At 44.6% G+C, this 14,481-nt stretch carries 11 protein-coding genes; 6 read left to right on the top strand and 5 right to left on the bottom strand.

Annotated elements, in window-relative coordinates; translation table 11 throughout:
• Nucleotides 1-541 precede the first annotated feature (541 nt).
• The 4 genes from Q0668_RS17940 to Q0668_RS17925 all read left to right on the top strand — a co-directional run bounded on the left by Q0668_RS17940 (nt 542) and on the right by Q0668_RS17925 (nt 7,978).
• Nucleotides 542-1,003: a hypothetical protein gene (locus Q0668_RS17940; protein ID WP_298867134.1), complete on the top strand. Its 462-nt coding sequence runs from the start codon at nt 542-544 to the stop codon at nt 1,001-1,003.
• Between the two features lie 70 nt (nt 1,004-1,073).
• Nucleotides 1,074-3,488 carry a hypothetical protein gene (locus tag Q0668_RS17935; RefSeq protein WP_298867132.1) on the top strand — a complete coding sequence of 805 codons (2,415 nt, stop codon included), beginning with the start codon at nt 1,074-1,076 and terminating at the stop codon, nt 3,486-3,488.
• Nucleotides 3,489-3,527: 39 nt separating this feature from the next.
• Nucleotides 3,528-7,280 carry a hypothetical protein gene (locus Q0668_RS17930; protein ID WP_298867130.1) on the top strand — a complete coding sequence of 1,251 codons (3,753 nt, stop codon included), beginning with the start codon at nt 3,528-3,530 and terminating at the stop codon, nt 7,278-7,280.
• Nucleotides 7,277-7,978 carry a hypothetical protein gene (locus tag Q0668_RS17925; RefSeq protein WP_298867128.1) on the top strand — a complete coding sequence of 234 codons (702 nt, stop codon included), beginning with the start codon at nt 7,277-7,279 and terminating at the stop codon, nt 7,976-7,978. The genes Q0668_RS17930 and Q0668_RS17925 overlap by 4 nt, the downstream gene beginning before the upstream one ends.
• Nucleotides 7,979-8,032: 54 nt before the next feature.
• Here the strand turns inward: Q0668_RS17925 and Q0668_RS17920 are convergent, their stop codons facing one another.
• Nucleotides 8,033-8,374: a hypothetical protein gene (locus Q0668_RS17920; protein ID WP_298867127.1), complete on the bottom strand. Its 342-nt coding sequence runs from the start codon at nt 8,372-8,374 to the stop codon at nt 8,033-8,035.
• A gap of 154 nt (nt 8,375-8,528) precedes the next feature.
• Nucleotides 8,529-9,098, bottom strand: a complete 570-nt coding sequence (locus tag Q0668_RS17915; protein WP_298867125.1) for a hypothetical protein — start codon at nt 9,096-9,098, stop codon at nt 8,529-8,531.
• 433 nt (nt 9,099-9,531) lie between these two features.
• On the opposite strand from Q0668_RS17915, the gene Q0668_RS17910 reads away from it, so the two are divergent.
• Both Q0668_RS17910 and Q0668_RS17905 read left to right on the top strand, forming a co-directional pair.
• A complete protein-coding gene (locus Q0668_RS17910) occupies nt 9,532-10,080 on the top strand; it encodes a sigma-70 family RNA polymerase sigma factor (RefSeq protein ID WP_298867123.1) in 549 nt (182 codons plus the stop codon).
• Entirely contained in the window at nt 10,080-11,786 is a 1,707-nt protein-coding gene (locus Q0668_RS17905) for a hypothetical protein (protein WP_298867121.1), read from the top strand. Before Q0668_RS17910 ends, Q0668_RS17905 begins: the two co-directional genes overlap by 1 nt.
• Nucleotides 11,787-12,158: 372 nt before the next feature.
• Here the strand turns inward: Q0668_RS17905 and Q0668_RS17900 are convergent, their stop codons facing one another.
• From Q0668_RS17900 to Q0668_RS17890, 3 genes are all read right to left on the bottom strand, one after another.
• Nucleotides 12,159-13,097: an SPFH domain-containing protein gene (locus Q0668_RS17900; protein ID WP_366918951.1), complete on the bottom strand. Its 939-nt coding sequence runs from the start codon at nt 13,095-13,097 to the stop codon at nt 12,159-12,161.
• Between the two features lie 106 nt (nt 13,098-13,203).
• On the bottom strand, nt 13,204-13,398 hold the full coding sequence (locus Q0668_RS17895) for a hypothetical protein (RefSeq protein WP_298867116.1): 195 nt from the start codon (nt 13,396-13,398) through the stop codon (nt 13,204-13,206).
• Nucleotides 13,399-13,458: 60 nt separating this feature from the next.
• Nucleotides 13,459-14,481: nucleoside recognition domain-containing protein (locus tag Q0668_RS17890; RefSeq protein ID WP_298867114.1), on the bottom strand; the 1,023-nt coding region annotated here is incomplete at its 5' end.

The raw sequence follows: 14,481 nt of genomic DNA, 5'->3' as shown, positions 1-14,481 counted from the left end.
ACAAATGCCCACCAGATGCGCAGAAGCGGGCAACGCTGCCGAATCCAACTGGAATTCATTTGCGGAAAGGCTTTCTCGATTGATGTTCGCTTTTGACAGGATCATAGTCGCCTTAATGTCTATCTTGAAGTTCCCGATAATTTGTCTTGAAAGGGCTTTCCCCACACAAGAACTGGGTTCGGTTGGATCGATCCGAAGTCCCTCGTCTCTTTTTTATCGGGAATGAATGCGTTCTGAATCCATTGGTTATGACATTTGTTTCGACTGGATAAACATTATCGAATAGCGAGATCCTGTTGCATCAAGCTGGCAATCTGGAGAATATCGACAAGACAGTCAAACATCGTGTTTTTTTACTCTAAAATGATTTCTTTCTTTGACTTCCTTTCATTTTTTCGAACTTCTTATCATTCCTATCTCGCTTCGATACAATGCATTATGCCTTGAAAAGGATTTTGCCTGAAGAGCAATTTTTCCGGAGTGTTTCAAAGCCAGTTTTAACATCCATTGTTTACGAAAGTACCCCTGAGGGAGTCACTCTATGCCCACGCCTGAATTCGATATTCAATCCGCTCATCGCTATTTTGCCGCTGATTGTTTTAATAAAACCTGGGACCTTCTTGAGAATAAAGACCGGACCCCCTCTGAGAATCTGGAGATGATTTCCGCCTGCCAGGCTTCATTCTGGCATTGGACACAATACGAGGGTCATACTCCTCTCAATATTTCCATTGCCTATTGGCAGCTTTCCCGTGTTTATGCGATGACCAATCAACCCAAACTCGCTCTCAGCTTTGCCTCGCTCTGTCTGAAAATCAGCCAGGCAAACGAGTTAAGCCCCTTTTATATGGCTTATGCCTACGAATCCCTGGCGCGGGCTTCAGCGGTCGCAAACAGGCCGGAGGAAGCCGCCACCTGGCTGGAAAGTGCAAAAAATATCGCAGAATCGGAGTTGGAATCAGACGAAAAACAACAATTGCTCACGGATCTGAATACAATATAAGTCACTCACGGCCCTGTTTGATCTGATATAGCAGATCTGATTTTCCATTCTTCGTAGATTATTCCCATTTATGGATTATCTGAAACAACTTCTCGAATCCTATTTTGAGATCCCTCCCACGGGACCCGGCCAGGGAACCGAGTGGAACTTGCAGTGGAATGCGCCCTGGCCTGCCTGGTTGCCCGACTGGGTCGTGTTACTGATAGGTACCGCGATCATCTTTCTACTGATTTATGCTTATCTGAAAGATACCATCCATCTCGATCTCCCCAAACGAGCTGGATTATTGACCATCCGACTGACCTTATTTGTAATTGTCTTACTGTTTCTCACCAAACTCACGCTCTCCATTCACAGGACAGGCTTGCCGTTTATTGCAGTTTTAATTGATGACTCAGCCAGTATGGGGCTGGAAGATGATTATTCTGAATCGGGCTCTCAAGAATTCAGTACCCGAGCCCAACAGCTGGGAAAAGGAAAGAATCGCCTCGATCTGGTAAAATCATTCTTGCTACAGAATGATGCACAATTCCTGAGCTCGCTGCAAAAAAAACATAAACTGAGACTTTATCATTTTTCAGAAGCATGTATTCCACTCGGGGGTCAAAGCCTGCTGGAGAAAACCCATGCCGAACAAACGCGTGAGTTAATCACACAAGTGGAACCATTGGGAAAAGAAACGCGCCTATTCCGTGCCGTACAGAAAGTCCTGAATGATTTTCGAGGAACACCTCCCACAGCCATTATTGTCTTCAGTGATGGGATCTCCAGTACAGGTGAAATGGATCTCTTATCACGGGCGAGTGCTTTGGCAAAATCAAAACTGGTTCCTATCTTTCCCGTGGGTGTAGGCAGCGAACAACCTGTCAGGGATCTGCAATTATACGACCTGTTGGTTGATGATGTTGCCTTTGTGAATGACCCCATCAATCTCTCTGCGAAAGTCAAAAACTTTGGTATCAATTCCGGATCGATTTCTGTCGCTCTGAAAGATGCGAAAACCGGCGCTGCCCTGGCTACCAGACAGTTTCCCATCAATCCAAAAAAGGAATCTCAAAAGATTGAACTCACTTTCACGCCCACGAAACCGGGACTGTTTGAATTTGTATTTGAAGTGAAACCGGTCAAGGGTGAAGTCAATCAAAAGAACAATCAGCAGGTAGGACAAGTCTCTATACTCGATCAGAAGATCCGGGTGCTGCTGGTAGATTCGGTTCCCCGGTATGAATATCGCTATTTGAAACATCTGTTGGAGAGAGACAAAACCGTCGAACTCAGAAGCATTTTACAGGAATCGGATCTGGAATATTCTTCTGAAGATGCGACCGCTTTGGATTATTTCCCCGTAAAAAAAGAAGATCTTTATCAATATGATGTGGTAATCCTCGGCGATGTCGATCCCGCCTATTTCAGTCAGACCGTTTTTGAAAATCTGGACCAGTTCGTACGCGAAAAGGGGGGCGGACTGATTGTGGTTGCCGGACCTCGTTTTTCTCCACAAGCGTATGCCAACACAAAACTGGAAGGACTGTTACCTGTCGAATTATTCAAAACAAACCAGGCAACGAACGACGCGCCTGTAATCGAAGGATTTCAACCCGAATTGACTACCGAAGGTCAATACAACACTTCGATCTTCCGATTTGCAGACAGCGCGGAACAAAGCCGAACCATCTGGAACAACTTACCTGAGCTGTATTGGTTTTACACGGCCGAAGATGTGAAACCCGGTGCTTCCGTGTTCGCCACACATCCCACACAAAGAGGGAAAAATGGACAACTGATTCCCATCATTGCCACGCAACGCGTGGGCGCAGGAAAAGTGCTCTTCAGTGCAACCGACGATCTATGGAGATGGCGTGATCTGGTTGGCGACTTGTATTATTCCCGCTTCTGGGTGCAGGCGATTCGCTATCTCAGTCGTTCTAAATTATTAAACCAGGAGCAAGCGATCGAGCTCAGCCTGGATCGCAAAATTTATCAACAAGGCGACACGGTCCAGATTCGAGTCAAATTTCTGGATGAACGACAAATACCAACAAAGCTGGAAAATGTAACAGTGATGCTGGAGCGGCAGGGAGATGTCTCCCGTCCTGTCATTTTATCCCCATTGGAAAAATCACCCAATGTCTTCGAAGGAAGTTATTCCAATATCACCGAAGGGGCTTACCATTCCTGGGTCTCTCAACCAATCCTGCAGGGAACTCCCCCCTCAGATGATTTTCGGGTCGAAATCTCACAGCGAGAATTGCTGATCCGGGATATGAACCAGAATGACATGCAAAAAACGGCCAATGAAACCAGAGGAAAATATTTTCATATCTTTGCCGCAGACCAGCTTCCACGGGCAATTCCCGCGGGTCACCCGGTTCCACTGGAGAACGAAGAACCAATCCCGCTCTGGAATCGCTGGGAACTCTTAATACTGTTCACTTTACTGATTACTGCAGAATGGCTCTTAAGAAAACGTTTTCGCTTAGTATAATAGAGAGTGTTATCCCTGTTTTTTTCTGAACTCAGAACTATGCCGCAATCACTTCATACTAAATTTGAACAACTGCATCGCAAGATCCATCAGTTAATCTGGCTTGATGGACTCTGTCGAGGATTGACGCTATTTTTAGTTCTGGCCCTCAGCCTGATCAGTCTTGACTGGGCTCTGAATATTACTGACCCTGTCATTCGATTATTCCTCAGTATGGCAGCAGGTGGATTTGTTGTAGGAGCGCTCTGGAAAAAACTGGTCATCCCTTTAAAAACACCGCTGACAGATTTTGACCTTGCACTGAAAATTGAACGACAACACCCGGCACTCAAAGACAGTTTTGCCAGCAGTGTCCAATTTGATTCGCAGCAAACATCACAATTTTCTGGTTCTCAACAACTTCGTCAGGCAGTCATCGACGACGCCTTTCAACAAGCTACACGTATCAATTTTCTGGAACTGGTTGACACACAACCTATCAGAAAAATTATGATGGTCACTCTTTTATTCTGTCTGATAGTAGCTTCCATTTCGGTGCTTCATCCACAGCGCGTGATTTTGGGAATCCATCGATTGATTCTTCCATTCTCAGCACCCGATTGGCCACAAACCGTCGAACTACTGATTCTGGATGAAAATCTCGTGCCCATTGAAGCGGGTCCTCAAAATCAATATCAGGTTGTTGAAGGAGAGAGCTTTCGTTTTTTTGTAGAAAATCGAAAAGGAGTTCCTCCTGAAGATCTACGGATCGTATATCAATCGCCGGACAACCAGACATCACCTGGAAAATCACATTCGGAGCGGCTTCGAATCGTTTCGGTTCCCGGACCATCAGGTGTAAACCGTGACCTGGGCACCGGATCATTGCTGATCTCCAGGAAAAAAGTGAAGCTCAGAGCCATCGGCGGCGATGACAGTTCGATGAAGTGGCTGAACATAGTCTCGGTTCCTCCTACCATCATCGAATTACAGCAAGTCAAGCTTATTCCACCTGCTTACACATCCAGACCCATCGAAAAACTACCGCAGGGCATCGGCAACTTTAAGGCCATCGTCGGAACGAACGTCGAATTCAAAGCCCGTTCCAATAAGCGGCTGAAATCTGCTGTTTTGAGAATCAAGGACCGCCAACCCATTTCCCTCAGACTGGATGAAGATCGAAAACATTTTGGTACATCCTTTTACATTCGAGAGCCGGGAACCTATTCCTTCTGGTTCGAAGTAGAAAATGATCAGGGGTTCAAACCACCTTCCCCGAAACGTTATGAGATTACAGCTATTGCCGATGCTGTTCCCGAAGTCTATCTCGAAAAGCCGGAAACCGATCTCCAGGTGACTCCCACTGCACAAATTCCCTTAATCGTCGCTATCCAGGATGATTTAAGCATCGCCAGTGCGCTAATTCGTTACCAGAAATCATCGAAAGATGAAACTCTCTCGCGTGCGCTGCGAACAGACCGTGACAATCAATCATTCCCTCTCACGCTCGATCCACACTCATCCAATGAGCAATTGATTCTCACTCATAACTGGAATCTGTCGGAGCTGACGCTTGTAGAAGGTGATCGCATCATCTTTCGTGCAGAAGCCAGTGACCATTTTCTTAGTGAAGTCTCGCCGGATGCTAAACCACTTGCTCCACCAGAAATGCATATTGGAACCAGCAGTTCACGCGTACTGACCCTGGTCAGCCCGCAATACAAAGCCAAAGAACTGGCAAATCGACACGCCCTGCTCCTCGAAGAGCTAACACGCGTTATAAAAGACCAGCGACTATTGCATACCGAAATCAAAGACGTCCAACACCAGCTCCAGCGCGTTGGTACTGCCCGCGCGGAAGAGATTGATACGATCAAACAGGTGGAAATGGATCAGAAACGTGTTACCTCCCAGTTATTCAGACCACGTACCGGTCTGGAACAACGTTCGAGGGAACTCGTAAATGAACTAGAGTGGAATCACATTGATGATCCGGGGATGAATCAACGACTTTCGGAACTCAACACTGAACTGTCGCAACTGAATCAAAATGCCTTCCCACAAATACAGGAACAGATTACCCAAGCCCGAAAAAAACTTCAGTCAAAGATGAAATCAAGTCCTATAGGGAAGAATGCTGCAAATCAGTCTACACAAAAAGAGAAATCAACCAGTTCCAGTCTCACCAAACCAGAATCTGACACGAAAAACAAGGCTGGCAATCGCTCTCCTGACAGTAGCCCACTCGAATCATTGAATATTGCCGAAAAAGGACAACAGCATGTCATCAACAGATTGAATCTCGTACTGAAATCACTTTCACAATGGCAGAACACAAGAGATCTTGTTGCAGAGCTGGATGAACAGATTCAGCAGCAGTCAGAAATCCAAACCCAAACCGAAAAACTGGCAAAAAGAACGATTACAAAATCGTTTGGTAATTTAAAGCTTCAAGAACAGGCAGACCTGGAAAAATTGGCAACCCGTCAGGAACAACAGGCTGAGAATTTTAAAGCATTTCGAAATTTACTCGATACGCTTAATTCGCAAGCCGACGCAGTCACACAGGATGAACAATTACAAAAAAAGGCTGCCATGGATTTTATGCGTAAAAAAGCTATTCCTGAAGAGATGCGACAAACAGCCGATAAGCTGAAACAAAATCAAGTGGGACAAGCGATTCAGGAACAACAAAATATTCAGCAATCCATGAAAATGTTGAAAAAGATTTTTGCCGACAATGGTGCAGATTCTACAGACCAGTTAGTTAAAAAACTCAAACAATCCGAACAGGAATTAAGCCTGTTAAAACAACAGCAACAGGATGTCCTGCAAAAGCTGCAATCTGCAAAGAATGCTGCCAATGACACAGAACTGAAAGCACAACTCCAGCAACTTGTAAAGCAGGAACAGGAACTGAAGAAAAAACTGAAACAGTTTGAGCAACAACTGAAACGACTGAACCTGCAACAAGCCGCCCAATCGGTTCAACGTGCTGGAAATCGTTTCGCCAAAATAAACGAAGCACTGCAACAGGAAAATATTCAGGAAGCACAAAAAGAAATTCAGGAAACGCTGGATGATCTGGAACAGGCACAACGCGAATTGGCGCAGCGCAAAAAAGAGGCGGAAGAATCACTGGCCTTTGAAGAATTTGCCAAAATGAGTTCAGAACTCAAAAGTCTGATTGAAAGGCAAGATGCAGTTATCCAGGAAACGAAACGGCTGGAACAGGCACGTCTGACGCGCGGACGTTGGTCGCGAGGTCAATTAAAATCTTTGAAGCAACTGTTCGAGACAGAACAGGATCTGAAAAACGAAACCATAAATCTGACAGAGAAAATGAAAGCAGCGCCAGTCTTTGTATTGGCACTTGAAAAAGTCATCGAACAACTGGAGAGTGCACTCATTCGACTGGACCAACGTCTCACAGATCAGGAAACTCAAACAGCCGAGCAATCTGCAAAATCGAAGCTGATCAAGTTGTTAGAAATACTGGATGAAAAACCAAAGCTGAACGACACACAAGAAACGCAGTCTGATCAAAACCAAAACTTCCCGCAAACAGACCAAATTTCACTGTTAACGCAATTGAAGCTGCTCAAATTACTACAAGAGAACATATTGCATCGCACGAGATCATTTAACAATTCACTCAGCCAGCAGAAAAAGTTGACTCCCGAGCAAATCCAGCGACGTAAAGCGCTCTCAAAAGAGCAAGCTGAACTGGCAGAATTATCGATGGTACTACTGACACTTCTCAACCAGACACTTTCCGAAGAACCGGAACCCAAGCTCGAATTAAAACTATGAATACAAAATTAAACAGACAATCATGGATCTTATCTCTAATAGTGATCAGCGTCACTTTGACACCAAACCAGCAGGCTCACCCCTTGTTCGCTGGTGAGCAGTCACAAAAAAAATCCGCTCCGGAGAAATCAAACGTAACAAAAAGTATTGAAAACACTGATGCGAAGCAAGATCGAAATCAGAAAGAAAATCGCAAACGAGCAAGCCGCAAAAATATGCTACCGGTGGAACCAATCATCGCAGAGATGAAACGTGCCGGTAAACTGATTGAAAATCAACAGACGGGACAGGAAACTCAGAAACTCCAGCAGCAGGTTGTCCAAAATCTGGAAGAGTTAATTCGTCTGGTCGAATCTACCCCCACATCGTCAAGGCGTCAACTCAAACCAAATCATGATCAGCAGTTAAAAGACGAGAAAAAATCTCGTATGCAGAAAACAAAAACGGGACGAAAAGATGGGAATCAACTTTCTCAAGGTCCGGCGCGACAGTCTTCCGAGCGAAAAGAAGAGGGTCAGGCTACAGCGGGCAGTCTGGCAAACAGGAATCTCTACATCAAAGATGCATGGGGACACTTACCCCCCGCCATGCGACAGAAACTGTTAAACATCTATACCGAGAAGTTTCTGCCCCAGTACGAAAATCAGGTACGCCGCTACTACGAAGCCCTGGCCGAGCAGAAAAAAAACTCTCCCTGATATTTAGGGAAGCTGTTGAGAATGAAACGATTTGAGTTTGCTGGAAAACCCATTTTAGGGTGAAACGACGTCAAAGGTATCGCTTCTTAAAATGGTCGTGTCATAGCTGTTTCCATTAAACATGCGAACGTAATTCCAACGTCGGGCGCCTTTTAATGCAAATCCGGGGGTGGTTGCCAATTGAGGAAGACGATAGGCAGAACGACTTTGAGGACGGGGATATCGTGCAGCAACTTCGGGAGGTAACTGATGGCTGTAATAAGAGCGATTATACATCCAGCCTTCTGCTTCAGCACGAGAAGTACCAAAACTGAACCCTGCTGAACCTGTCAATATCGCAAGCATAATCGATTTTGTGACAAGTCTTTGGATGTTTGCTGACCGTTTGACATTCATAAGGCTTACCTCTTCAGAAGTGGTTCAGCATGTTGCAATAAATCAACAGTCTGAACCTGCTTTGAAACAAATGTTGCTTTAAATCAACATTCTCTCATCAATTGATTCGATGAAGAGGTAATACGCAGATGCTATGCCAAATAGAGATAAATAATCAGTCGAGCGGAATCCCCGCTTCTTTATAAAGCTCTGCTTTTTTCTTGTTATCCTGCAGGACCATAATAGTTCCAGTCTCAGCGTCATAGCCATACAATTTATAAGGAGGAAGTTGAGCGAACTCAACCCGGTTCTCCTTCATCATTTTCATATACTCATCGTAACTGGGAAATTTATCATTCAAAATCTTATGATGTTTAATGGCCTGTTGCATGCCCAGAGTACTCACTTTCGACGCCATCACGACATAAGCACTGCCGGCCTGAGAAAAAGGATCGATACCTTTAATTTTTCCATCAACCACTTTAATGTCCGGATTTTTTAGAGCTTCTTTCGCATTAACCACTACGGCGGTTGTCTTTCCAATGATACTTTTTTTGCCATCCTTCTTCGCGGGATTCTGCTGTTCCGCTGCAGGCATCACCTGCTTTTGAGGGGCCTCCCCTCCTTGCTCTTGATCACCTTGAACTGCATTCTGTTCTTTGGCAATTTCGCTGGGGTCCGTACATCCCAAGAGGCTTACAGCCAGAAAGAGGCAAACTACATTCGCACTCATAAGATATGACATTTTGTCCACAATTTCTTTCATCACTGCTACTCCAACCAGGAAAGAGATTCATTTTAAACGCGAATCAAATACTAACTCTAACACAAATCGCAGTCTTTTTCATCCATTTTATAACCAAGACGTTATGACAATCGCATCTGGTTCATTTACTCCAAAATACACATAAGTTTACTAATTATTATTGTTTAAAGAAAACGATTGAAAACGGACTTTTAACATTAGGTAACGGAGTTGATAGAACAATTATTAGTAGGTATTGCGATTCTTTTTTTATCACTAAATCGATATGGAACGTTTATGACATAAGTTTAGGTATCGCTTTCCGTTCTCTCTTTAAGTTTGCTATATTGAATTATGATGCGAGATGCATTGCATTATAATACAATGTTAGTGGCCCTGATAGAATTTAGTGAACGGAGACTCCTGAGCCCTTATGTCGGCCTTTACCTCTACGATTACTGATCAAGATGCCAGACGCGCATTTTCTACGTTATTGAACGAGGAGCGACTGCGCATTTTTGGGTACATCCGAACATTGGTCCCCCATAACTCAGATGCCGAAGACGTCTATCAACATGTGTGTCTGACACTTTGGAATAAATTTAGTGAATTTGATCAAGAGCGAGATTTTTTCTCCTGGGCGTGTGGTATCGCTTTTTTTACCGTTTGCAATTTTCGGAGAAGTGTTCAACGTGATCGACACTTTTTTAGTCAGGAGTTAATCGAATCAATGTCTGTGGAAAGGATACAACATCTCAACAATCACAATATTCGACTGGAACATTTACGTGATTGCTTCGATAAGCTGAAAACCTTAGACCAGGAATTACTCATTAGTGCAACGTACGAAAAACAATCCATCAAAGATTTTGCAGTAAAGGCTGGTAAAACAGTCCAGACACTTTATAACCGCCTGAGTACCCTGAGGCGTGAGTTAGCCGAGTGCGTTATGAGAAAGCTTAAATCTGAGGAACCGTCATAATGTCGACCCTTGACCCTTCTGCAAATTTTAGTCGATTGTTAAGTCTACTTTCTGACGGCGAATTATCCCAATCAGAATTTGAAGAAGTTGAGCAATATCTACTCGATAACCCAGAGGCAAGGCAGACTTACTTTGATTATGTGGATATCAATACGGGAATCAATAATCGCACTGCTGAGAAATTAAAAGAACGCGAACAGATATTTATATCCACAGTTCCACAAAGCGTATCAGACCCCAGCAGCGTCTTAAATCCTATCTCGCCGATTCGCTATTTAGTCGTCGCTGCTGCTATAGTTTCTCTCATACTAGGCGCAGAATGGTTCATGGCGGGACACTTCTTCTGGGAAAAACCACCTCTTGCCAGAGTTGAACCACTTATCAGGGATTTACCCGATACCTATGTAGCCACTCTTTCACGATCTGCTAATTGCATCTGGGGCAATGACAAACGTCCTCTTTTCTCTGGACAACGATTATTATCCAAAGATCTTTTCCTGAAAGAAGGAATTGCAGAATTTCGTTTTGACAGCGGAATACGCCTGGTTCTAGAGGGCCCGACTGAAATCAAAATTGAATCTGCAAACTCTGCCAGGTTAATCTCAGGCTCAGTTGTGCTGCACGGCCATGAATCGGCACCAGAATTCGAGCTCGTCACATCACAGGCGAAATTCTTTGATGTCGGTACGCTGTACGGAATCAAAGCGGCAGAAAATAGTGGCACCGAAATACATGTTTTTGAGGGTTCTGTGCGAATTCAGCCCCTTGAAGAGTCTTCCCAGGATGAAGACCAGATACAGATCGTCAATCAAGGAGTCGCGCAATACATCGATAAAAATATTAACAATGCAATTGCTTTGAATCCTGACAAATTTAAACGGGAAGTACCAAAATCACCCAAAGACCCAAAGGTTTTCCAAGAAGAACTCATTGCTTCTGACAGCTTCCTTCCAATGAAAGAAACGAACAATAAATCAGCTTCCAAGTGGCAACATGGTGGCACGGGATGGATAGGCCCCTGGCGAAACTGGAGACTCGGTTTACAAAATCAAACTGGCAAAGGTACACTCAAATATATTAAACTTGCTCGTGTAATCAATCATCCCCAAAAAGCACTTCAGCCAAAATTAATTACCCCCAGTCATACTGGTTGCATCGAAATGAAAAATGGGGATGTTGCCTGGCGCACTCTGAAAAAGCCAATTCGACTTAATACTGATGCAATCTACTATATCAGTTTTTTTGTCGAGAAAGCAACTCCGCCTCCTAATCTCCCCTCCCATGATCAGTATGGTAATATTTCATTCCGGACTCTCGATGATATAAATAACAAGAAAAGAAACGCGAGAAAGATTCAATTTGGTATTGGTACAAATAATCTCCCAATTCTATTTACTCAGTTTCAGACTCTTAAAATCACACCGCCGATATTGTATGACGAACCTTATTTTTTCATTGGTAAAATCGTCGCCAGCCAAAATTCCCCAGACCAGATGTTCCTGCGTGTTTTTTCCCAAGCGGAAATAATTCCAAATGAGGAACCTTTGACCTGGTCTCGCACTTCGGCTCCGTTTCACGACTCGACTGTCTATGAACATGTTCGAATCCATGTGGGTACCAAAAGCAAATTTTTCTTAGACGAACTTCGCATCGGCACTTCCTGGGAATCCGTGACCAACTCGAAAGGCCCAGATGTGAAGCCCTAAACCGATTTAAAACATGAAAGTTTGAATCGGTCCCGTTTCTACCGGACATTTCAATCCGTTTTCCTGGGACAAGCCCCTCACATTACGATTCGACTCATCTCATTTCTGCATCAACGCAGAAATCCCCATAGCTTCACGCGAACAAATATCTATTCGGTAAAAAAATCAGTAAATTGTTCTTTTTCTACAGTAAGATTGACCGTCGCGCGAACAAATACCTGACAGCAGGCAACTGGTTACAATTTATTTATCGTAACTTGTTTTTATTGAGTAGATGCTAGTCCCTGATCGATGAGAGGGTTATGAGAATTCACTCATAACCCTCTTCTTCATTTGTAGACAATCACCACGATCCTCATCTCAATTCAGCGATTAATGATGTGAACTGCCTGTATTCACCACCGGTTGAGTATGCCGATCACTACACAGCACGACTAGCAGGTTCGAAACCATGGCCGCGCGATAGTTGTTATCCAGCTCAACCACTTTCCTTTCAGCCAAATGATCTAATGCCATTTCGACCATGCCCACTGCCCCTTCTACGATTTTAGTGCGGGCTGCCACGACAGCCTGTGCCTGTTGTCGCTGTAACATAGCAGCGGCGATTTCCGGTGAGTAGGCCAGATGGCTAATGCGTGCTTCTATTACTTCCACGCCGGCTTTGTCCAGACGTTCCTGGATATCAACTTTCAACTGGTCACAGACTTCTGTGGTGTTACCACGTAAAGAGACTTCATGGTCTTCGCTATCGTAAGGATGACGACTGGCAAGATTGCGTAATGCCGCCTCACTTTGAACCGCCACAAAATCTTCGTAATCATCGACCTCAAACAACGCTTCGGCTGTATTGACCACGCGCCAGACCACGACAGTCGAAATATCGATCGGATTTCCGTCCCGGTCGTTTACCTTGGATGGTTTTCCAGCCGAGCGACTTTTCATCTGAATCACTGCTCCGGACTGGTTTTTCTGTTCCGGTGTCGAAATGGATCCGGTTTCAAAATTACGAATCCTCAAAGAAATTTTCTGCTTCGAGAAAAAAGGATTCACCCAGAAAAAACCGGATTGCATCACCGACCCCTTATACTCACCAAACAACAACAGCACTCGAGCCTGATTCGGGGCAATCGCCATACATCCAAACAAGCCGATGAGGCAAATCGGAGCTATCACAACCCCCATAATACCAAGCAGGGCATTTTCGAAGCTGACTCCAGCCACAAATAAGATCAGAGCTAATGGCAAACCACCCAGACATACCGCCAACGGAAACCAACCCGACATCGGTTGATAGATTCTCTCATCAGTCATCATCTTGCTCCTTGATTTCATATTGATATCATGCTTACTCTTTCTACAAACGAAAAAGTACGCTCACCAGATCAAATCAATTCGCAAATCTGAGAGAAATTCGAAACTATTTAGATTGCTTCAATTGGTCCAGGGAAACGAAGTCGGAAGATTGGGCCGGCCCTGCGTCACAGCCCGTACATGCGCCACCATCACACCCGGAACGCTGCTTGAAAAAGCGTATAACGCGGCGAGTCAGAAAATAGACCGCCCCCACTACAACAACGAGGGCTCCCACTAATTGTCCATCAATTTGATCCATATCATAGACTCATTCTTCAAAATGAATGATGTGTGATTGTCTTTTCGTTCATTGCCCGCACTAGATCAATAACATACCCACCTGATAGGAAATGAAAGCCCCCACATAGGCCAGCACCGTCATATAAGTAAACGAAAACACCGGCCAGAACCAACTGTTCGTTTCACGCCGAATCACCATCAAGGTCGCCGCACATTGAGCACATAATGCAAAGAATACCATAATCGAGATCGCCACGGGTATATTGAATACTTTCCTGCCATCAGGCCAGGTGGAAGCACGAATCGAACCGATCAAACCTTCATTTTCTTCATCAATATCACCACCCAGACTATAAATCGTTCCCAATGTCGAAATGATGACCTCCCGTGCGGGAAACGATGCTATTACACCCACACCAATTTTCCAGTCCCACCCCAATGGTTTCACAAGCGGCGCTATCCAATGCCCAGACATTCCAAGAAAACTGGATTCAACCAACTGGCTGCTCACAAGATTCTGTTTCTGATACAATTCGGACTGCTCGCTGGTGAGCAGCGTTTTTTCATTCTGTAATTCCTTAAGAGACTCCGGGCCGTCTTCATTTACGGAAGCAAGCTGATCTTCGATTTGCCCCAGTGAAGCCTCATTCGATTCAATCCGACTCTGGATCTGAAACTGTTCACTGTGATCTCCAGGAAAATAGCCGGCAGCCCAGATGATGATCGATGTAGTAAAAATCAAAGTACCCGCTTTGACTACGAACGATTTCGCACGGCGGTAAACACGCAAAATCACATTGCGTGGAGAAGGCCACTTGTAGGCCGGTAGTTCCATCACAAACGGCGCCACATCCCCTTGAAAGAAAAATCGCTTCAAAAACCAAGCCACAGGAATTGCGACCAATGCACCAATTGATGACATACCAAACAAAACGATGCCCTGTAATGTCACGATAGGACTATTGGCAATGGAAAGATAAGCGATATTCGGAATGAACGCCGCAATGAAAAGCGTGTAAACGGGCCAGCGGGCCGAACAACTCATTAACGGGGCTACCAGAATCGTCGTCAGTCGCTCATGACGATTTTCAATCACGCGCGT

The sequence above is a fragment of the uncultured Gimesia sp. genome, assembly GCF_937910335.1.
Lineage (GTDB): Bacteria > Planctomycetota > Planctomycetia > Planctomycetales > Planctomycetaceae > Gimesia.
This window is presented reverse-complemented; position numbering and strand designations above follow the sequence as displayed.

Coding starts and splice junctions, on each gene's coding strand:
- Q0668_RS17910 (WP_298867123.1), top strand. CDS start 9,532: ATGTCGGCCTTTACCTCTACGATTACTGATCAAGATGCCAGACGCGCA.
- Q0668_RS17915 (WP_298867125.1), bottom strand. CDS start 9,098: ATGTCATATCTTATGAGTGCGAATGTAGTTTGCCTCTTTCTGGCTGTA.
- Q0668_RS17930 (WP_298867130.1), top strand. CDS start 3,528: ATGCCGCAATCACTTCATACTAAATTTGAACAACTGCATCGCAAGATC.
- Q0668_RS17905 (WP_298867121.1), top strand. CDS start 10,080: ATGTCGACCCTTGACCCTTCTGCAAATTTTAGTCGATTGTTAAGTCTA.
- Q0668_RS17895 (WP_298867116.1), bottom strand. CDS start 13,398: ATGGATCAAATTGATGGACAATTAGTGGGAGCCCTCGTTGTTGTAGTG.
- Q0668_RS17935 (WP_298867132.1), top strand. CDS start 1,074: ATGGATTATCTGAAACAACTTCTCGAATCCTATTTTGAGATCCCTCCC.
- Q0668_RS17925 (WP_298867128.1), top strand. CDS start 7,277: ATGAATACAAAATTAAACAGACAATCATGGATCTTATCTCTAATAGTG.
- Q0668_RS17940 (WP_298867134.1), top strand. CDS start 542: ATGCCCACGCCTGAATTCGATATTCAATCCGCTCATCGCTATTTTGCC.
- Q0668_RS17920 (WP_298867127.1), bottom strand. CDS start 8,374: ATGAATGTCAAACGGTCAGCAAACATCCAAAGACTTGTCACAAAATCG.
- Q0668_RS17900 (WP_366918951.1), bottom strand. CDS start 13,097: ATGACTGATGAGAGAATCTATCAACCGATGTCGGGTTGGTTTCCGTTG.